At 47.1% G+C, this 19,614-nt stretch carries 15 protein-coding genes and 2 pseudogenes; 14 read left to right on the top strand and 3 right to left on the bottom strand.

What is annotated here, in order from left to right:
• Positions 1–8: 8 nt before the first annotated feature.
• The 10 genes and pseudogenes from PHQ97_13795 (at position 9) to PHQ97_13750 (ending at position 9,546) form a co-directional block, all read left to right on the top strand.
• The gene (locus PHQ97_13795) at positions 9–494 is read left to right on the top strand and encodes a NifB/NifX family molybdenum-iron cluster-binding protein (protein ID MDD4393808.1); all 486 of its coding nucleotides are present in this window, start codon (positions 9–11) and stop codon (positions 492–494) included.
• Positions 445–801, top strand: coding sequence for a NifB/NifX family molybdenum-iron cluster-binding protein (locus tag PHQ97_13790; protein ID MDD4393807.1), 357 nt, complete (start codon positions 445–447; stop codon positions 799–801). Before PHQ97_13795 ends, PHQ97_13790 begins: the two co-directional genes overlap by 50 nt.
• A 188-nt stretch (positions 802–989) precedes the next feature.
• Positions 990–1,889, top strand: a complete 900-nt coding sequence (locus PHQ97_13785; protein MDD4393806.1) for an ATP-binding protein — start codon at positions 990–992, stop codon at positions 1,887–1,889.
• Entirely contained in the window at positions 1,886–2,776 is an 891-nt protein-coding gene (locus tag PHQ97_13780) for an ATP-binding protein (GenBank protein ID MDD4393805.1), read from the top strand. The genes PHQ97_13785 and PHQ97_13780 overlap by 4 nt, the downstream gene beginning before the upstream one ends.
• 38 nt (positions 2,777–2,814) lie before the next feature.
• A complete protein-coding gene (locus PHQ97_13775; protein MDD4393804.1) occupies positions 2,815–3,153 on the top strand; it encodes a NifB/NifX family molybdenum-iron cluster-binding protein in 339 nt (112 codons plus the stop codon).
• A 460-nt stretch (positions 3,154–3,613) separates the two neighbouring features.
• A complete protein-coding gene (gene trkA / locus PHQ97_13770) occupies positions 3,614–4,978 on the top strand; it encodes a Trk system potassium transporter TrkA (protein ID MDD4393803.1) in 1,365 nt (454 codons plus the stop codon).
• Positions 4,979–6,427, top strand: a complete 1,449-nt coding sequence (locus tag PHQ97_13765; protein MDD4393802.1) for a TrkH family potassium uptake protein — start codon at positions 4,979–4,981, stop codon at positions 6,425–6,427. It abuts the gene before it with no gap.
• Between the two features lie 523 nt (positions 6,428–6,950).
• Positions 6,951–7,364: an archease gene (locus tag PHQ97_13760; GenBank protein MDD4393801.1), complete on the top strand. Its 414-nt coding sequence runs from the start codon at positions 6,951–6,953 to the stop codon at positions 7,362–7,364.
• 279 nt (positions 7,365–7,643) lie between these two features.
• A pseudogene (locus PHQ97_13755) lies at positions 7,644–8,987 on the top strand (RtcB family protein).
• 28 nt (positions 8,988–9,015) lie between these two features.
• Positions 9,016–9,546: a hypothetical protein gene (locus tag PHQ97_13750; protein MDD4393800.1), complete on the top strand. Its 531-nt coding sequence runs from the start codon at positions 9,016–9,018 to the stop codon at positions 9,544–9,546.
• 298 nt (positions 9,547–9,844) lie between these two features.
• On the opposite strand, the gene PHQ97_13745 is transcribed toward PHQ97_13750, so the two are convergent.
• Positions 9,845–10,876: a WYL domain-containing protein gene (locus PHQ97_13745; GenBank protein MDD4393799.1), complete on the bottom strand. Its 1,032-nt coding sequence runs from the start codon at positions 10,874–10,876 to the stop codon at positions 9,845–9,847.
• A 427-nt stretch (positions 10,877–11,303) separates the two neighbouring features.
• Here PHQ97_13745 and PHQ97_13740 point away from each other — a divergent pair, with 427 nt between their 5' ends.
• From PHQ97_13740 to PHQ97_13730, 3 genes are all read left to right on the top strand, one after another.
• Positions 11,304–14,000, top strand: a complete 2,697-nt coding sequence (locus PHQ97_13740) for a DUF262 domain-containing protein (protein ID MDD4393798.1) — start codon at positions 11,304–11,306, stop codon at positions 13,998–14,000.
• A 604-nt stretch (positions 14,001–14,604) separates the two neighbouring features.
• Positions 14,605–16,833 (top strand): AAA family ATPase, encoded by a 2,229-nt coding sequence (locus PHQ97_13735; GenBank protein ID MDD4393797.1) that lies wholly within the window; start codon positions 14,605–14,607, stop codon positions 16,831–16,833.
• A gap of 37 nt (positions 16,834–16,870) precedes the next feature.
• Positions 16,871–17,089, top strand: coding sequence for a hypothetical protein (locus tag PHQ97_13730; GenBank protein ID MDD4393796.1), 219 nt, complete (start codon positions 16,871–16,873; stop codon positions 17,087–17,089).
• A 581-nt stretch (positions 17,090–17,670) separates the two neighbouring features.
• Here the strand turns inward: PHQ97_13730 and lexA are convergent.
• Both lexA and PHQ97_13720 read right to left on the bottom strand, forming a co-directional pair.
• A complete protein-coding gene (gene lexA / locus PHQ97_13725; GenBank protein ID MDD4393795.1) occupies positions 17,671–18,291 on the bottom strand; it encodes a transcriptional repressor LexA in 621 nt (206 codons plus the stop codon).
• 107 nt (positions 18,292–18,398) lie between these two features.
• A pseudogene (locus PHQ97_13720) lies at positions 18,399–18,638 on the bottom strand (tyrosine-type recombinase/integrase).
• Positions 18,639–18,836: 198 nt separating this feature from the next.
• Here PHQ97_13720 and PHQ97_13715 point away from each other — a divergent pair.
• Positions 18,837–18,971 (top strand): hypothetical protein, encoded by a 135-nt coding sequence (locus PHQ97_13715; GenBank protein MDD4393794.1) that lies wholly within the window; start codon positions 18,837–18,839, stop codon positions 18,969–18,971.
• Positions 18,972–19,614 lie beyond the last annotated feature (643 nt).

Below are 19,614 nucleotides of genomic sequence, written 5' to 3'. Positions count from 1 at the left end.
AGTCAGATATGAAACAGGAACATACCACTGATCTGATTCGGATTGCCATCCCCTGCTACGAAACTCGTGTGATGCCACGGTTCGGGCAGGCGCGGGAATTTTATTTCGTAACGGCAGACACAACAACCGCCCGCATATTGGAATCAAAAAAATACAGGTCGGATCACGCCTCCCCTCTGCACACGATTGGCTGGCTCAAGGCTAATCATATTGAATGCGTGCTGTGCGGCGGCATCCATAATCGGTTTGAGGAAGCCCTGACAGCAGATGGGATCCGGGTGTACTGGGGGTATATAGGCGAAGTTGAGGATGTACTGATCAAATGGTTGAATGAAGACCAGTACACCAGACCACAAAGTTCATCCTTTGTCTGCTGCTGCATTTCCAGAAACAGCGGACAACCAATCCACTATATGAGTAATTCTTATAAAGGAGTCAAAAAAAATGAAAATTATCATCAGCTCAGAGGGAAACACCCCGGAAAGCAAGATTAATTCACGTTTCAGCAGAGCGCCCTGGTTTATGGTGTATGACAGTGACACGAAGACCTGGGAAGCCTTTGATAATTCATCTGGAGTCAATACGGCACAAGGGGCCGGAATCCAGGCAGCTCAAACCGTCTCGGATTTAAACGTAAAAGTGGTAATTTCAGGTATGATGGGACCTAAGGCGTACCGTGCGCTTGCTGCTGCCCATGTGGATGTGTATCTCAGTTCATCCGGAACCGTCCAGAATGTACTTGATGATTTCAATGCTGGAAAGCTTAAAAAAGCATCTGCAAACGATGCGGCCGGTATATAAGGGTATAAACTCTGGCGCCTGGCAACAACAGAAATAAAAGAGGCAGGGTTCAATAGTATTGCATTCAGGGTAACATTTTTTATAAAAAGCAGGCTTAATTAATCAATATTTTAACTTATCAGTGTAAGGTTTTATCTTAAAAACTGTTACCCTGCTTTGAACCAGGCAAAAAAAAGACAGGATTTATAATGCCAAACAATCTAAAACATACAGGAAACAAGCTGAAGATAGCTGTGGCCAGCGGAAAAGGCGGAACCGGCAAAACCACGGTATCAGCAAACCTTGCCTGGGCTGCCAGCGCCAGGGGGTTGGCCGTTGCCTACCTTGACTGTGATGTAGAAGAGCCCAATGGGCATATCTTTTTAAAACCAGTCATCGAACAAAGCCGTCCTGCAGGACATTTGATCCCCAAAATCGATTCGGTTCTTTGTACCGGATGTGGTCAGTGCGCAAAAATTTGTCAATTTAATGCCCTGCTGTGTCTGGGCCAGGAGGTCCTGGTCAGTCCGGAATTGTGTCATTCGTGCGGTGGATGCATTCGGGTATGTCCGGAAAAGGCCATCAGCGAAGTCTCGCGGGAAATAGGCCGTCTGGACATCGGTCATTCCGGAAAAATACGGTTTGTCCAGGGTGTTCTCAATGTCGGTGAAGTGATGAGCCCTCCGGTAATCAAAGCGGTAAAAGAGGAAGGTGCCGATACCGATCTTATAATCATTGACGCCCCCCCCGGAACGTCCTGCCCGGTCATTGAAACCATCCGGGATTGTGACAAGGTTATACTGGTTACGGATGCGACTCCGTTTGGCCTCCATGACCTCACACTCGCCGTTGAGGTGGTACGGGTAATGAACCTTCCGTTTGCCGTGGTAATCAACCGCTGCGATATTGGAAATAACCAGGTATTGTCCTGGTGTAAAGCGGAACATATCCCCGTTATAGCGGAAATCCCCGACGATCGCCGAATCGCAGAAGCCTACTCCAGAGGAGAGATGATCGCGAGGGCATTGCCGGAATACCAATCCACCTTTACGGATTTGCTCAATAAAATCCTGACCGATTTTCCGGATACAGAAAGGCACACCTCATGAAAGAACTTGTCGTGATCAGCGGAAAGGGAGGAACGGGAAAAACCTCCGTGACAGCAGCATTTGCAGCGCTGGCGTCGCATTGCGTTCTGGCCGACTGCGATGTGGATGCCGCCGACCTGCACCTGATTCTCAATCCCAGAGTAATTCACCGGCGAGATTTTTCCGGCGGAAAACGTGCAAAAATAATCCAGAACGAATGCACTGCGTGCGGACTGTGCCAAAGCATCTGCCGGTTTGATGCGATCCAAATTCATAATGAAGGCACAGATGCGCCCATATTTACCGTTGACCCCATTGCTTGCGAAGGCTGCGGGGTTTGCGCTCATTTCTGCCCCAGCAAAGCGATTGATTTTTCTCCCGCGACAAACGGCCAATGGTTCATTTCCGATACCCGATTCGGCCCCATGGTTCACGCCAAATTAGGAATTGCCGAAGAAAATTCCGGAAAGCTGGTTGCGCTGGTGCGTTCCGAGGCCAAAAAAATTTCTGAACAACGGTTTATCGATTTTATTCTGGTAGACGGCCCTCCGGGAATAGGATGTCCGGTCATTGCCTCCATTTCCGGCGCAGGACTGGTTCTGGCCGTTACCGAACCAACCTTGAGCGGGCTGCATGATCTGAATCGAATCATCAAATTAGCGCATCACTTCCAAATCCCCATAATGGCTTGCGTTAACAAATGGGATATAAACGAGCAGCTGACTATGGAGATTGAAAAACAGGCACGCAGTCAGGATGTAAGGGTTTGTCAAAGAATAAGATACGACCCTGCCGTCACCCAGGCGCAACTTGAGACCCGATCGGTTGTCGAATTTGGAAACAGCCCTGCCGCAGAGGATATCAAAAGTTTATGGCACACCGTTTCCGAACGGATGAATGAGCTGTAAAAAATTAAAAACCATACAGAATAAGGAGCAACACGGCTATGAAAATTGCCATCCCAATGACACAAGGCGTATTATGCATGCATTTCGGGCATTGCGAAGATTTTGTTCTGCTGGATGTGGATGCGGAAAAAAAGGAAATTATCAGCAAGTCGGTTGTTAAACCCCCAGCCCATGAGCCCGGGGTTCTACCCCGCTGGCTCGGTGAACTCGGAGCCAACCTGATCATCGCAGGCGGCATGGGAATCAGGGCACAGCAGCTGTTTAACCAGAACAACATCTCCGTAATCGTCGGTGCGGCCGGTGAGACGCCCGAAAACCTTGCGTTGCAATATTTAAACGGAACCCTGGTAAGCGGCGATAACTGCTGCGACCATTAAACATTAAAAGACCGGGACACCTGATTCGATTACCCCCCGACCCGGATATTTCATCCATCCGTTTAATATACTGGAAAACGGATTTGAAATATCCGGGCTACCCGGATTCAGTCGCGAGTTTCTCTGTACCCTGTACCCAATCCACCAGCCACCCGCTTTTCCTAATCCAACCCGCCGTTTTTATTATAACTGCCTGATCCATACTGCTTACGCCATACTACCAGGCCTCTGCCCCGCCCTTAACCATTTGACACCGGCTACCGATTATAGTAATCCTCCTTATCAATTGAAGCTGAACTGCTTTGATTTTACAATCTGCTTAGGTAAAGAATAAATCACAGCGTCTTACGGAATTTATTCTTTTCGAAGCCCTTACTCACCCATATGACATCTTCAGCCGCTATATTTGTGGCTGAGTCCGGAAATTTAAAATTTTGCATAAAATAAGGAAATCATACCTGTGAAGATTGTGATCGTTGGCGCCGGTGAGGTGGGGTTTCATACCGCACACCAGCTGTCGCTCGAAAATAAGGATGTGGTCGTTATTGACAGCGATCCGAAGGCCATTCGAAATGTATCCGAAAATATTGACGTCCAGACCATTACCGGATCAGGCAGCAGTCCCGTGGTGCTTCATGAGGCAGGCATCCGGAACGCGGATATCCTGCTTGCGGTAACCGACAGAGATGAAGCGAATCTGGCGTCATGCCTGGTGGCAAATATCATTGCTCCAGATATCAAAAAATTCGCCCGGCTGCGCGATGGCGATTTTGACTCATTTTGTCAACGATTCCACGATAACGCGCCCTTTATTGATAAGATTATCAATCCGGAAATCGAGGTTATCCGAACCATAGAAAAACTCATGAAAGTACCCGGCGCCGTGGATGTGGGAGAATTTTCCGACGGACGCATTCAATTTATCGGAATCAATATCGATGAGGATTCCCCGGTCGCCGGAATCCGGCTTTCCGACATTTCCGTCCGTACAAAAAAGCATTCACCGCTGATCGCAGCAATCATCCGAAATGAAAAGCTCATTATCCCGAATGGCCGTGACCGGATACTGCCAAAGGATGTGGTGTATTTTATCAGCGAAGAAACCCGGCTGCTTGAAACACTGAAGGTGTTCAACCAGGAGACAGAACCCATTCGCCGGGCATTGATCGTGGGGGCGGGTCGTATCGGCCTGAGGCTGGCCAGACTGCTCGAAAAAAAAGGCATTTCTACCAAAATCGTTGAAAAAGACCCGGTTCGCTGTGCCGCAATTGCCGATGAGCTCAACAAGACCATTGTGCTTCAGGGAGACGGGACCGATCAGCGACTGCTGGATGAGGAAAACATCCAGGATATCGACATGGTTATCAGCCTGACCGGTGATGACCAGACCAACATCCTGGCGTCCCTGCTGGCAAAAAGCCTCGGCGCCAAAAAAACGATCACCAAGCTGACCAAGTTCAGTTACTTCCCCCTGATGACGGCCATCGGTATCGATCAGGTCGTCAGCCCCAGGCTGTCCGCCATCAATACGATCCTGCAGCACATCCGTCGGGGCAAGGTACTGTCGGCCATTATGATCAAGGGTGAACAGGCCGAAGCCATCGAAGCGGTCGCCATCGAATCGTCAGGAATCGTCGGCAAACCCCTGAAGCATATTCACTTTCCCAAAAGAGCCCTTATTACCGGAATCATCCGAAATGACCGCATCATCATTCCCTCCGGCGAGAGCATCATCGAACCCAATGACCGGGTCATCATCTTTGCCGAAAAGCAGGCCATACCGGATATCGAAAACAAACTCACTATAAAATTAGAGCGGATTTAAATGCGTTGGCGATATATTCTCAAAACAGTTGGTATCCTGACTTTTTTCCTCGGACTGACCCTGCTGCTCCCCATTGTGACGAGTCTTTATTACGGGGACCCGAGCCTGCCGGCACTGCTGAAGTCCATGTCCATCACCATTGGTGCCGGCCTTTTATTATACGGGTTTTTCAGAAATGCCGGGACAGAATTTATCAGCCAGCGGGAAGGCATTGCCATCGTGGCCGTGGGATGGATATCCGTAGGATTGTTTGGCGCCCTCCCCTTTTTCCTTTCCGAGGAGATCCCCGGGTTTACCGATGCGTTTTTTGAATCGGTATCCGGTTTTACGACTACCGGATCTTCGGTGTTAATGCAGATCGAATCCGTCTCCAGATCCGTGCTGATGTGGCGAAGCTTCATTCAGTGGCTGGGCGGAATGGGAATCATCGTGCTGTCCATTGCCATCCTACCCTTCATCGGAATCGGCGGCATGCAGCTGTACAAGGCCGAAGTTCCCAGCCCCGTGCCAGACAAACTCAAGCCCCGCATCCGGGATACCGCGATCATTCTCTGGAAAGTCTATGCCCTGCTTTCCCTGCTGCAGCTGATTCTGCTCATGGCAGGGGGAATGGATTTTTATAATGCCCTGAACCATACGTTCACCACCATGCCCACCGGCGGATTTTCGACCAAAAACGCTTCCGTCGCCTATTTCGACAGCATCTATATCGACATGGTTATCGTGCTTTTCATGATCCTTGCCGGAATCAATTTTTCCCTTCATTATCAGTTTCTGACCGGACGCCCCCTGGCATTCTGGAAAAATTCCGAATGCCGGTTTTTTCTGGTATCGGTTCTGACCCTGACCCTTATCGTCAGTGTCAATATATACGGTCCGGTTTATGACAAAATCGGTGACGCGCTGCGGTACGGGGTTTTTCAGGTGGTTTCCATTTTAACCACCACGGGCTATGCCACTGCCGATTACGAAAAATGGCCGGCCATGTCCCAGCTCATTCTGCTGCTGTGCATGTTCGTCGGCGCATCGGCCGGCTCCACCGGAGGCGGCATGAAATGCCTTCGGATCATGCTCTGTTTCAAATACTGCTACCGGGAACTGTTTTACATGATTCATCCCCATGCGGTTGCCCATGTAAAAATCGGCAGAAAAACCGTGCCCGACGATATCATGAGAAGCGTCATCGGATTTCTGGCGCTGTACACGGCGCTGTTTGCATTCTCGACCGTACTGCTTGCCGGCATGGGGGTGGATTTCATCACATCCATCGGAGCAGTTGCAGCATCCCTCGGCAACATCGGACCGGGTTTCGGTCTCGTGGGCCCGATCGACAACTACGCACTGATCCCAGATATGGGAAAATGGCTTCTGATCTGGTGCATGCTGCTGGGCAGGCTGGAAATCTATACGGTCATCATATTTCTGGTTCCCGAATTCTGGAAAAAATAATGGCGGCTGATAGCTGCTGGCTATCGTCTGCCCGTTACCGTGACATTATAATTCTTTTATCCTGCCCGGATTTTATGATAGCATGAAACATCACGCGGTTTCACATCTTCACCAAATCCGGAACACAGGTGAACTTAACGCGCTAACGCGCGGACTAAGGCCCGCTGTCGCTTGAGGACCACTTCGTTTGAGGAGCGCTTCGCTTGAGGCAAAAGATAAGAAACAAGAAGCTTTTATCTTACTAACATCCTCAAACAAGAGCGCAAAGCTCCTACCCCTCAGGCACTCAGTCCTTTTTTTCAGACTCGCTCACAACTTCGTCCATAGTTCCGGAGCACGCGTCAACTTGGCCGAAGTTATGATCAAACACTCAATCAAAAAAATGAAAATTCCCATACTATCGAGTTATAGATACCGATTATGCAGCTTCAACCACCGGCCTTAAGCGTTCACCCCAGCGTTGCAAAAATTTTGTTTAAGCAACGTCAGGGGGTTATTTTTCATCATTTTGGAGCCAGTGACCATGGGGTATAAATTTCTGGATCATACCGGGGATATCGGTATGATCGTTTGGGCGGATGATCTGAAAACACTTTACGCCCAGGCGGCCACGGCGCTGTTCGATATCATTACGGACATCGACCGGGTTGAACAGACAGAAGAACGCCAGATCACGGTTGATGGCGCAGGTAACGAAGAACTGCTGGTCGCCTGGCTCAATGAACTGCTGTATCTTCACGAAGTCGAACGGCTTCTGTTTCACGATTTCACCATCACAACACTCGGGGAAAAGTCCCTCAGGGGTACCGTCAGGGGGGAAGCATTCCGCGACGATTACCATATCATCAAAACAACCATCAAGGCCGCGACCTATCACCAGCTTCAAGTACGGAATGAAAACGGCAGGTGGTGGGCCAAAGTCATCCTGGACCTGTGAACGCCCTGCGGGCGGACAGAGGACCGCTATCGCTTGAGGAGCACTTCGTTTGAGGCAAAAGATAAAAAGCAAAGCACTTTTTTTCTTATAAAATTCTCCAGGGCTCGATCAAAAAATGGAAATTCCTATCCTATTCAATTGCACCGAGATCCTGAAGGAGTGGACATCATGAAAGAAGATTTTCCCGTAAGGGTTGAAAAGGTAGACGACTACCGGTGGCGTATCCCCAGAGAAGGAAAAATGCGCACTGACGGCATGATCTATGTCGACGAAAAAATGATGGATCAGATCCGGAAAGAAGAAAGCCTGCAGCAGGTGAAAAATGTGGCCCATCTGCCGGGTATCGTGGGAAACTCCCTGGCCATGCCGGACATCCACTGGGGATATGGCTTTCCCATCGGCGGAGTGGCGGCCTTTGATATGGACGAGGGCATCGTATCTCCGGGCGGTGTGGGTTACGATATCAATTGAGGGGTCCGGCTGCTGCGCTCCGGTCTGGAGCGATCCGACATAGAACCGAAAATCAAAGATATCGTCGATGCCCTGTTTTCCAATATTCCCTCCGGAATCGGGTCCCGCCGGAAGGATTTCAAACTCAATGCGGCTCATTATAAGAAAGTTTTGACACAAGGCGCTGCATGGGCCATCCGGGAAGGATTCGGGCTCCTTGAGGACCTGGACTATATCGAAGAAAACGGCTGCATTGCCGGCGCCGACCCGGAGCTGATATCACAGAAGGCCTATGAACGGGGCAAAGACCAGCTCGGAACCCTGGGATCAGGCAATCACTTTGTCGAGGTGGGATATGTGGCCGAGATTTATGATGAAGCGATAGCATCCGCTCTGGGTCTGAAACGCAACCAGGTGACGGTAATTATCCATACCGGTTCGCGGGGCTTCGGACATCAGGTCTGCGATGATTATATCCGGGTCATGCTCCGGGCAGCCGAAAAATACGGCATTGAGCTGCCCGACAAGCAGTTGTGCTGTGCGCCGATCCGTTCAGATGAAGGCAGACGATACCTGGCCGCCATGGCCTGTGCCGCAAACTTCGCCTTCACCAACCGGCAGCTGATCACCCACTGGGTCAGGGACACCTTCGAAAGGGTCTTAGACATGGGTCCGGCCGCACTGCACCTGGATCTGATTTATGACGTATGCCATAATATCGCCAAAATGGAATCCCACGTTGTTAACGGCAAAAACCAAACCGTCTGCGTGCACCGGAAAGGTGCCACCCGTGCATTTCCCCCCGGCCACCCCAAGGTCCCTGCCGCCTACCAGAACACCGGCCAGCCCGTCCTGATTCCCGGCGACATGGAACGCTGCTCCTATGTGCTGGTGGGAACTCAGGGGGCCATGGACGAAACCTTCGGCAGCACCTGCCATGGAGCCGGAAGAGTAATGAGCCGGCACCAGGCCAAAAAAAGAGCAAAGGGAAGAGCCATCGCCAGAGAAATGGAAAATCGGGGAATTTACGTAAGAAACGCCAGCCTCGGCACCCTGGCAGAAGAAATCGCCGATGCCTACAAAGATGTCAGTGACGTGGTAAACGTAGCGCACGGCGCCGGCATCAGCAAAAAAGTCGCCAAACTGGTTCCGATGGGTGTCATCAAGGGATAAAAACAAGACGTCAGGAAAGTGAACGGCTTTGAAAGAGGCTCTCCGTGTCATAGCACAGATGTATAACAAACGACCTGCTGTTTACTGCATAGGGGTTGCAGCGCTTGTTCTGGTGATTGATTACATCACAGGCAAATCTGTTCAATTTCCGATACTTTACATTCTTCCAGCGGCAATGGCAGCATGGAGCAATCAAAACGCCACCGCATATGCATTAGCCATATTGCTTCCTCTGGCAAGGCTCGCTTTTTACTTTCCATGGCATGAAACCCAGTCGCTTCACATGGCTGCCGCCAATTCCCTGATCAGAATACTGGCTTTGATTGTCTATGTATATCTGTTCAGCAGAACCTCTTATCAGACAAGCGAGTTGAAAAAAGAGGTAACCGCATTGGAAGGCATTTTGCCCATCTGCGCCTCCTGCAAGAGAATTCGAAATGAGCACGGGGAGTATGAACCCATCGAAACATATGTCACCCGGCACTCGGAAGCATCATTCAGCCATGGCATCTGTCCGGAGTGCTCAAAAAAACTGTATCCTGAACTGTTCGAGGGCTGATTTTAAAATCAGCGGCCGGGTTTTGAGAACTGGAGGAAAGGAATAAGTGCGTTTAACTTTTTAACAGATTCATAATCAAAATCATCCCAACATAAACAATTCCCCCCTTGAGGGGGACAAGGGGTGTGTAACTCCCTGGACATATCCACATGATCCCTCTTCCGAAATTTTTCGGGAGGGGGTTTTTTTTTAAAGATAGGAAGAAATTTACGCAAAATTCCTTTTGTAAATCAACAGGCATGACGCTGGCGTTTACCGAAATATTGATCTTTTTTGAGCAAGGGGGGCAAAAGCAAACTCATGTCAGTGACGACTGTTCTTTGTTTCGGTAACTCCTCTTCATCCCATTAATGATTCGTTTTATCTCCTTTACCAGCCAGTCCGGTTTTATTAATCGCGCATCTTCACCGAAAGAAAGCAGCCAGGCCGTTAACTCCGGTTCAGATGCGGCGGTGAAGGTCAGAATAATCGTATCCTCATCCTTTTTCGTAATCTTCTGATCGGGGCTCCAGATCCGTTCTGCTACATAGCAGGCCGACCAGCCCGCAAATTCGACTTCCACCGTGAACGGTTTCTCCTTCACAACGCCGAAATGGCTGTTGAAGCTCTTTTCAAAATCGAAATTCTCCGGAGGCTCAAAGGCACGGTCCGTCAACTCAACGTCTTTCATCCGATGCACAGCCAGAAGGGGATCGAATTTCGGGGATCGGTAGCGCTCGCCGGGCGTCCGGGCCAGTTGGGCATGAAGATAGATGGTATCACGTTGGGAAAACAGTTTCAGGGGTTTGATAAAAAAAATCTTGGCCGCTTTCCCCGTAATGGCCTGGTAGGTAAGGCGGCAGACCGCCTTTTTATCCATGGCTTCAATGAGAGTACGAATCATCCGGTGCTGGGGCGCATAGTCGATGGTTCCCGGTCGGAAGGCGGCAAAGTGGGAGGCAAAGACGTTACCGTCGTCCGGCAATAGAGCCCGGCTCTTGAGCAGGGCGCGGGTCGCCTCCTCGTAAAGCGGTTTCCCAAGAAGATGTTCCGTAAAATCCCGACACATCTGCAGGGTCCGGATCTCCACCTCCGTCAGCGGAATAACGGGCAGCGGACTTGAAGGGCGTTTGATCCGGTAATATTTCCTGTTTCCCTGGAAAGTTTCCTCAATATCCACGCCGTAAGCCATCCGGATGTCATTCAATATCCGGATAACCGTCTGCTTCGAGCAATCCAGGAATCGGGAGAGTTCCGTCAGAGAATATCGCTCCCCGGAAAACATCAGCCGGACGAACAGGCTGATCAGCTTCTGCCCGTAACTCCGGTAAAGATCCCTTTTTTCAGCCATAGACGCCTCCCTTATTTCATATTTTCAATGCTTGTTTTTATCTCATTTCGATAAAAGCGGGTCAATGGGAATCATGCCAATCGTGTCGTAATACGGAACGATATGGCGGTATGCTGCCGCCGCTGATTCATTTTTTTGAGAATCGCCTGGGGGAGCAGTCGGTTGAGGATATTGAATCATGGGTAGAAAATCAGGCAAAGCCGTTGATTGACCGGAATTGAAAGTGATATGGTCATATTTAACAATTTATTTCTGGAGGAAAAATGCTGACGGCAGCGGCGCACGGAAGGCGCGGGCGAAGGAGTGTCCTGCACAAGGCCGAAGTTGCCTCCTGCATCTTGGGAAACAGCATCAAGAGAAATATGCGCAGATATTAAATTATCTTAGCATGTTACACTATAACTTACTTTTTAGGAGTTCGTCAGGAATGGATAAAAAACCAAATTATACATTACAGGATATTTCGGAATGGGCCGAAAAGAATACTGTTTCACTTCCGACGGTTCAACGGGGTTTTGTCTGGAAGCCCAGCCAAATCGAAAATCTTTGGGATTCTTTGTTGAGAGGGTATCCGGTCGGAGCCTTTGTTTTATCTCCGAAGGAAAATAATGGCTCTTTCGAGATGCTGGATGGGCAGCAAAGGGCTACTGCCATTTGCCTGGGCTTTGGCAAAGAAACATTCAAAGATTCGCAGGACAAAATCAAAGTTTTCATCGACTTGGAAAGACCAAAAGATGAAGATAATAGAAAATATATTTTTCGAGTTATTACAAAATCTCACCCTTGGGGTTATCAAAGAACCGATAACGCAAAAACACTGATTTCGGATAACATCCGAAAAGCAATGAACCTGTATCAAGTTGATGATCATCTGGAAGTGAACCTGGATCAGTTTTTTCCATATGATGCATCGTTACCGGTTCCTTTTCATTTGTTTATACATGCAGCACTAAAAGATGAGAATGAGGAACAACTAATAAAAAAAATAGAGAAATGGCAACACTGGAAAAAAATAAAGAAACAATGGGAGGAAAGAGTACATAAGATTCAGACCGAAATTCAGAAAAATCCTCAAATCAGAAAAACAATACCTGAGTTATCTACCAATGAAAAGGTATCAAAACGAATTAGCGAAATTCTTGATGCTGTTAAAATAATGATTGGTTCTGATATGAAGCAAAAAATCCCAGCTTTGTATCTTGACTTTGATAAGTACAAAAAGACTCTCGTGAGCACAACTTCACAGGAAACTATCCACGAAGATTTTAATGACACTGAAAATAATGAAGAACAAACTGAGGAAATTGATAATTCAAATGATGAGATAGAAAATCTATTCATTAGATTAAATGCAGGTGGCACCCCTTTAAGAGGAGAAGAGCTAAACTACTCAATTCTGAAGGCGAAAATAAGTTCTGAATTGCAGGAAAAAATTGAAAAATCTTGCGAGGGGTTATTGAAACCTTCCCGTTTTATAACTATCGCATACAGACTGTTTCAACATCAGAAGAAAGAAGAAAATATAGATGCTCTTACAATGCGAATAAAACCAAAACAGTTTCAAAGAACAATTACTGATAAACTCTCTGAATTTGAATTTTTTTTAATAGATGTGCTGGACAATAAGTCTTACAATAACAAAACATTGCTTGAATACTCAAGACACTTATTGGAGTACGATGAAAACCTAAATGCATACGGTCTTCCTTATCTGATTACATCAAAAATAGCTGATGTCGCGCCTGAAGTCATGTTTATCCTTTTATACCGGCTGTTGCATAAGAAGGACATGCTTCAATTTAATACAGATCTGCACAGAAAAATGATTGGCATGATTACTCTTCTTGTATGGCTTGGTAAAGGGGAAAAACAGAGGGATCATGCAAAATTATTATCCAATGTTTGGCCATGCGTAAAAACACTAAGAAAAGAATTGTTCTGGTCTTCTTCAACGGTGCAGAGAGCTTTGCTGAACGAAGTTCTCATACCTTTCCCTTCGTATGATAAACCATATGATAAAAATAGTTTAGTGCAACTTCGCAAATATAAAGCACAGAGCAATAGTGATATTAGAGCTAAATTTCATCGGGATACGAATTATGGGAGATTTATCGATAAAATGTTCTTTAATAAGGATTTAATTCTATACGCACAAAGAGAATTTTTATCCAAGCATTTTAAAGAAAAGCAATATCATTTGGATGACACTAATGTACCATTTGATTGGGATCACATTTCCCCAGCTAAATTCATTTATCATAAATTCGGAATACCCAAAATAATAAAGTATTGGTACAATACTAATGGAAATTATAGAGCATGGACTTTTTCATTAAACCGTATGGATCAGGATGATGTGCCCGCTGTAAAATTAGATCCATTAAACCCGAATCTTTATACAGATGTAGAAAATGAAGTTTTTGTTGAGATACAAAACAGATGGAAACAACACTTTCATAAGAAAGGAATTCAAAATCAAAATGCTCATGAATTGAAAACCCAATTATTGGGTTGGTCATTTTGTGATAAAAAATGGGCAAACTGTGCTGTTAAGGATATGAAGAAAGATTGGAAGTTTGTTTACACACTAATCCTTGAAAGAAACCTATCAATATTCAAAAAGTGGTACGAACAGCTTAAAATAGATGAATTGATCCCTAATAAAAAAGAAACTTTTTCCACAGTGATCAACAATAAAAAATGGGATATCAACCCCAAGGACGATAAAGAATTGATAAAAACTTTTCTGATTGATGATTTAAATTGCTTGGTAAGTAAACCTATTTCTATATGCGATACCACTGTTTATATCTATATTACATACAATAAAAACTCTGAAGAAGTGCTTTTGGACAGTGGGATCGAATTCGGAATATTTGAAAAGTCTCCGGGAGATTTTATTAGAAAAATTATAATCCCAGATACAGAAAAGATGAATTATGAAACAGATCGAAAGAGTTTGATTCAGCACAACTTCACATTAATTTCATTTGATAAAGATTCTTATGTCGAGTTGTTTAAAAATTTCAAGCTTTGGCTTGAAGGATTTCCAAATGATGATGTTAAGAAGTTAGCTGATACACTGATGTCCAAAGTTAAAAAGCTTTATAAAGTCGCCGATTGAAATTATTTGAAGCAAGTTGTCAGTTAAAAGACGAGCGTCTTTGACGCTGGCAAGATGAGTGTTAAACCGGATGGCGATTTGTCCTGCCGCTCATGAAACTGTACTGCGAAGAAGATCTTGTCCGGCAAATCGTTGAGCCTGTCAAAAAACTCATCGAGGGAAAAATTCCGCTGACGCATTCCCTAAAAATAGCGTGGCGTTCCGTTTTAAGCGCAGCGTATCGGATACGCTTCATATTTCATCTGCGTCCATTTTCCCAGATACAATTCAAGCTCTTCTTTGGTGGCACAATCCCGATAGATGCAATCAATTATGTAATTCATCCGCAGTAACTCAGGACTCGGCCTTGCTGTGGACATCTTTTCCAGCCCCCCCTTACCAAAAACCCCTTCAAAACAGAATATTTTTTTGATCCGGTAATTCTTGCGCATTGCTTCACAGCTCAGATAACTATCTGCATTTCAATAAAATAAACATATTCTACACATTAATCAGGAAATGATAAATCGTGCCGCAATATGGAACGATCAGGTGGTATTTTATATCCAAAAGAGATGCAATTGAGCACGGGGGCATTGCTATCAGAATCGGAAAGGAGAAGGCCATGAAATTTAAAAAACGCATGAAGCACTTGGACCATTCAAGCGCAGTGCCTTGCGGTCCCGATAAGAATGAACACTTTGTCCTTCGTAACTGCGCCGTTTACCTTGATCGCCTGCTTGGATCTTATCCATTGGCGGACAGTGAAACCATCAAACTGGTGGCGTGGGTTTTGGGACCGGAAATGATCGCCCTGGGGCAGGTTCTTCTGGAACGAATGAGCACGAAGGAAAAACAAAAATATGAACCGGACATCGAAGAAAACATTCTCGATCCTGACGATTCTCCTGATCTAATCTGCCGCATTCTCAAACAATCAGGGAAAAGGCGAACGACATCTTTCATAAAGGCCGTACGAGATGCACTGGAGCAGCGTTACAAGGCTCTTGCCTATTCAGGGCGTAGCGATGCCGAAAAAAAATTGGACATCCTGTCAAAAATGTTCCGCCTGTCAAACCCGGAACAGGCTCTTGTCGAGTTTCTCTACATTATTTCGGTCTGGAGTCAAGGAGAGGATTATTTTGTGGATCACCTGCACTGCCAGGATATTCCCGGCAGGCGTTATATGAAAATGATCCTGCAGATGACCGACCGGGAAATGACAGCCGCCCTTTCCGGAACGCTTGCGCGGATTGAATTCTATGAAATGAACAAGTATTCATTCACCCTGACGGATGATTTTCTGTCCTTTTTTCAGAAACCATCGAACGAGTTGCTGGCGAAGAATTATTTTGTCCACTTTTCCCGGAAAACCATCCCTTTGGAAAACCATCTGATCGATCCGAAGGTAACAGACCATATCCTGAGCCTTCTCAATGTCAAACGGGAATCGGCGAATCACATCCTGCTTTACGGGCCTCCGGGAACGGGAAAAACGAGTTACGCCCTCGGACTGGCGCAAAAGCTGGGGATTTCCGCCTATGAAATTCTGAGGGAGGAGGGCAATACGAGCAACAAACGCCGGACGGCCATTCTTGCCTGCCTGAATATGACCAATGGCGGCGACGGTTCGCTGATCATCGTGGACGAGGCGGATAACCTTCTCAATACCCGGAATTCCTGGTTTTCACGGGGAGAAACGCAGGACAAAGGCTGGCTGAACCAGCTCCTTGAAGAACCGGGAGCCAGAATGATCTGGATTACGAACAGCATTTCCGAAATTGAAGATTCTGTGCTGCGCCGCTTTGCATTCAGCGTCCATTTCAGGGCATTCAACCTGCGGCAGCGGAACAACCTGTGGGAATCTGTGCTCCGACGTCACCGCGTCAAGAGCCTTTTCAATCCTGAAGAAATCAATGGGCTGACAATTCGCTATCCCGTCAGCGCGGCCACTATTGATCTATCCATCCGAAAGGCTCTGGAAAGTTCGACGTCCGGAAAAGTTGCTTTTAAAGAAGTCGTGATGATGAACCTTGATGCCCACATGACGCTTATCAGCAGAGGCGTGAAGCCAAAGAACAAAGAAACAATTGAGGCCGATTATTCCGTTGCGGGACTTCATGTTGAAGGGGAACTACCTGCCATCATGGAACACCTGGAAGCGTTTGACCGTTGCCTCCGCCGTTCCGATCAGCATAAAGTCAGTAATTTCAACCTCCTCTTTTACGGACCGCCCGGCACCGGAAAGAGTGAACTGGCGCGGTACATCGCCGGACATCTGGAAAGAGAACTCATGGTCAAGCGGACAAGCGAAGTTGTCAGACCCTATGTAGGCGAAACGGAGCAGAATATCAGCCAGATCTTTTCCGAGGCGGAGGCTGCGGAGGCTGTGCTGGTCATCGACGAGGCTGATTCGTTTCTTTTCAACCGCAACCGGGCCGTCCGGTCCTGGGAGATCAGCCAGACCAATGAGTTTCTCACCCAGATGGAACGATTTCAGGGCATCCTGATCTGCACGACCAATCGCTTTGAAGATATAGACCCAGCCTCCGTCCGGCGGTTCAACTATAAAATCGGTTTCCGCTGTCTGAAGCCGGAAGGCAATGTCATCTTTTACAAAAGGCTGCTTTCTCCCCTTACCTCGGTGCCCTTGAGCGAGGAAGAGGAAAAAATGCTTGGAAATATCAGCGAGCTGACGCCGGGAGACTTCCGGGTCGTCAGGGACCGGTTTGCAATCTTGCCGCGGGGAAAAGTAATCCACGGTATGATGGTGCAGGCCCTTCGGGAAGAATCGCAGATCAAGCAATTGCAGGAGGGGAAAAAGACCCTTGGTTTTATGCGGCGCACCTCATGAAAGAACTTGAAAAATCTTTTACAAAAGGAAAACATTTATGGAGTCGATCATTCTGTTGGTTATTCTGGGAACAAGCATCTGGGTATTTTTTGACACCCGCGCTATCGGCGTAAAGAAAGGTCTGGTCAAGGGGTTCTTGGATATGGGCCCCTGGGGTTGGTTCTTTGCGACCCTCTTTTTATGGATCGTCGGGTTCCCGGCTTACCTGACCACGCGGGGCAAGTACAAGCGGATCCATCAGCAATCCGGGTTATAGTTTCTGTTTTATTTGATTAACTGACCGGAGTCACATCCTGTATAGTGAATAAATGTCTGGCTTGTATAAAATTTTCTTATAGTTTCGGGTGGATGGGTGCAGAGCATGTCGAAGAGAATATGAAGGCGGGCTGTATCATGTATTTGTCCAGTGGAAATGAACGAAAAAATATTTTTCATGATGATCAGAAGCGCCTGATGTTTGCGAGTGTGATCGCGAACCGGAATGCAAAAAAAGCCTGATTTGCGGGTTAAATATAACTATTTTTATTCACTATTTGTTGAGTCCACGATGTCGTGACACTCAACTATTCAAGATGTGATACCTGAAACAGAAAATAGAAATTTATAATTTAACCTACGTCCCCTTTTTTACAAACGCGCTCAACAGCCAGGGCGCAAAGTGCACAATCGCACCGACAATGATTAAATCAAATTCCTCTGCCATCCATGTGCGTTTTGGGGAACCGGGGCCCGTGCTCTTTTTGAAACATCATAAATCCGCCGAAATTGCGGAACGGTAAGGGTGTGCTTAATTCCACCTGCTATCATTATTTTTTGAAGGCAGGTGCCGGGCTTGTATTATCGGCGGATAATCCCCACGCATTTTCCGAGAATGCGAACCTTGCTGCATTCGGCACCTTTAAAGGTCATGGCCGAATAAGCGTGATTTGCGGGCGTCAGCACGAGCGTCCGCCTTTTTTGTTGCACGATCTTAAGCGTCGCCTCCGGCAGCACATCCTGAACGATGACCGCCGCGATGTCCCCGTTTTCTACCTCGGACTGCGGTCTAATCACCGCCAGATCCCCCGACACGATGTGAGCTTCGATCATCGAGTCGCCGCTGACCCGAAGCGCGAAACAATCCTCACTGCCGAAAGCGGATGGCGAAACAGCAATGTGTTCGCCGGATAACGCTATGGTCTCAATCGGTTTTCCGGCCGCGATCTCCCCCAGGACCGGCATTCCTTTTTCCGGAATTACCGCGACCGCTCTCCAGGATCGCTTTTTCCCGTCATCGGAACGAACGAATCCCTTTTTTCTTAACAGGCTGAGAATGCGATGAATTCCGCCCGGAGACCGCAACCCGAAGTGATCACCGATTTCCCGCACCGTCGGCGCGACTCCATGATCCCTCTGATGTTCCGCAATATATGCCAACACCTGCTGCTGACGTTCCGTGAGATCATACAGCTCATCCATGCGCACCGTCCTCAAGAAAACCAGTTTGAAACAGCGTATCGCCGGGGCTTTGAACGCCCCGGCCGCCCTTGTTGAGCACGTGGGTGTAAATCATGGCGCCTTTTCACCTTCTTAAGATGCCGCTGCAAATCGTCCATAATCATCGCTGGTAACATGGTCACCCGGTCCTTATGTCCCTTCCCGTCCCGAACAACGATCTGCCGATAGCCGAAATCAACATCCTTCACCCGCAGCCGGACACATTCCATAACGCGGAGACCGGCGCCGTACAGCAATTGCCCCATAAGCCAGCAAACGCCCTCCAGCTGCAGCAAAATCTGCTTTGTCTCCTTCCGAGTAAAAACCACAGGCAATTTTTCCGGCTTTTTGGCGCGAATCAGATCCCCGAATTCACCCGGATCCTTTTTTATTACTTCTTTATAAAGGAACACAAGCGCACAGAGTGCGTGATTCTGCGTTAAGCTCGCGACCTTCCGATCAACGGCGAGATGAGAAAAAAACGCGCTGATGTGCCCTGGACCCAATTGTTCCGGGTGTTGTTTATCATGGAAAAAAATATAACGTTTGATCCAGTCGATATAACTTTGTTCTGTACGAATGCTGTAGTGCTTGCAACGGATGACATTCCGGACCTGATCGAGCAGTCGAGGCTTTTGTTCGCATTTTTTGTCAGCCCTTAATTTAAAAACATTTGCGGGTTCAGGCTGTTCATCTCATTGGCCATGACAAGATCTCCTTATTTTCAATTAGTGCATCAAAACAGTACAAATCAATTCGTTGACATATAAGGAAAAACAAGCTAAAAGCTGCAAAAAAAGGAATCCAAAATATTTTTTTCCATACCATATCATAGAAAAAGGCTTCTGTGAACATTTGTTCGCATCAACAGAATATTTAATTACGAATTGTCAAATAATTAGACGACGATTTCGTCGTCTAATACCTGTATATCCCGGATTAGACGACGAATCAGTCGTCTAATCCGATTTCGTATAAAACTGCGTCGCCTTATAAGGCGACACTTCGGCAGTCTAATACATGTTAGCCATACAAAGATATTTAGCGTCAGGTTCTTGGCATTTTGGCTGAGGTCCTTTCACTTGCTTCTTGGGAATGCAAAGCAAGCAGAAGCGGATGTGTATGTCGACATTTCGTTGAGGCGATTCTTTTGGATACTCTCAATATACCACAGTAGCTGTAATAGGACAATAAAAATTCGAACAAAATCATGAAAAGAGGGTAACACATCTCTCCGGTTTTTAATCCAGGAACTGTTCAATCAGTTCCCATGACTGCTGTTTTTGTTCCATGCTCAGATCGGTT

The organism is Desulfobacterales bacterium, assembly GCA_028704555.1.
Taxonomy (GTDB): domain Bacteria; phylum Desulfobacterota; class Desulfobacteria; order Desulfobacterales; family JAQWFD01; genus JAQWFD01.
The sequence above is the reverse complement of the archived record's forward strand: the minus strand, read 5'-3'. Positions and strand labels throughout refer to the sequence as shown.

Coding starts and splice junctions, on each gene's coding strand:
- PHQ97_13795 (MDD4393808.1), top strand. CDS start 9: ATGAAACAGGAACATACCACTGATCTGATTCGGATTGCCATCCCCTGC.
- PHQ97_13790 (MDD4393807.1), top strand. CDS start 445: ATGAAAATTATCATCAGCTCAGAGGGAAACACCCCGGAAAGCAAGATT.
- PHQ97_13785 (MDD4393806.1), top strand. CDS start 990: ATGCCAAACAATCTAAAACATACAGGAAACAAGCTGAAGATAGCTGTG.
- PHQ97_13780 (MDD4393805.1), top strand. CDS start 1,886: ATGAAAGAACTTGTCGTGATCAGCGGAAAGGGAGGAACGGGAAAAACC.
- PHQ97_13775 (MDD4393804.1), top strand. CDS start 2,815: ATGAAAATTGCCATCCCAATGACACAAGGCGTATTATGCATGCATTTC.
- PHQ97_13765 (MDD4393802.1), top strand. CDS start 4,979: ATGCGTTGGCGATATATTCTCAAAACAGTTGGTATCCTGACTTTTTTC.
- PHQ97_13760 (MDD4393801.1), top strand. CDS start 6,951: ATGGGGTATAAATTTCTGGATCATACCGGGGATATCGGTATGATCGTT.
- PHQ97_13745 (MDD4393799.1), bottom strand. CDS start 10,876: ATGGCTGAAAAAAGGGATCTTTACCGGAGTTACGGGCAGAAGCTGATC.
- PHQ97_13740 (MDD4393798.1), top strand. CDS start 11,304: ATGGATAAAAAACCAAATTATACATTACAGGATATTTCGGAATGGGCC.
- PHQ97_13735 (MDD4393797.1), top strand. CDS start 14,605: ATGAAATTTAAAAAACGCATGAAGCACTTGGACCATTCAAGCGCAGTG.
- PHQ97_13730 (MDD4393796.1), top strand. CDS start 16,871: ATGGAGTCGATCATTCTGTTGGTTATTCTGGGAACAAGCATCTGGGTA.
- lexA (MDD4393795.1), bottom strand. CDS start 18,291: ATGGATGAGCTGTATGATCTCACGGAACGTCAGCAGCAGGTGTTGGCA.
- PHQ97_13715 (MDD4393794.1), top strand. CDS start 18,837: ATGGAAAAAAATATAACGTTTGATCCAGTCGATATAACTTTGTTCTGT.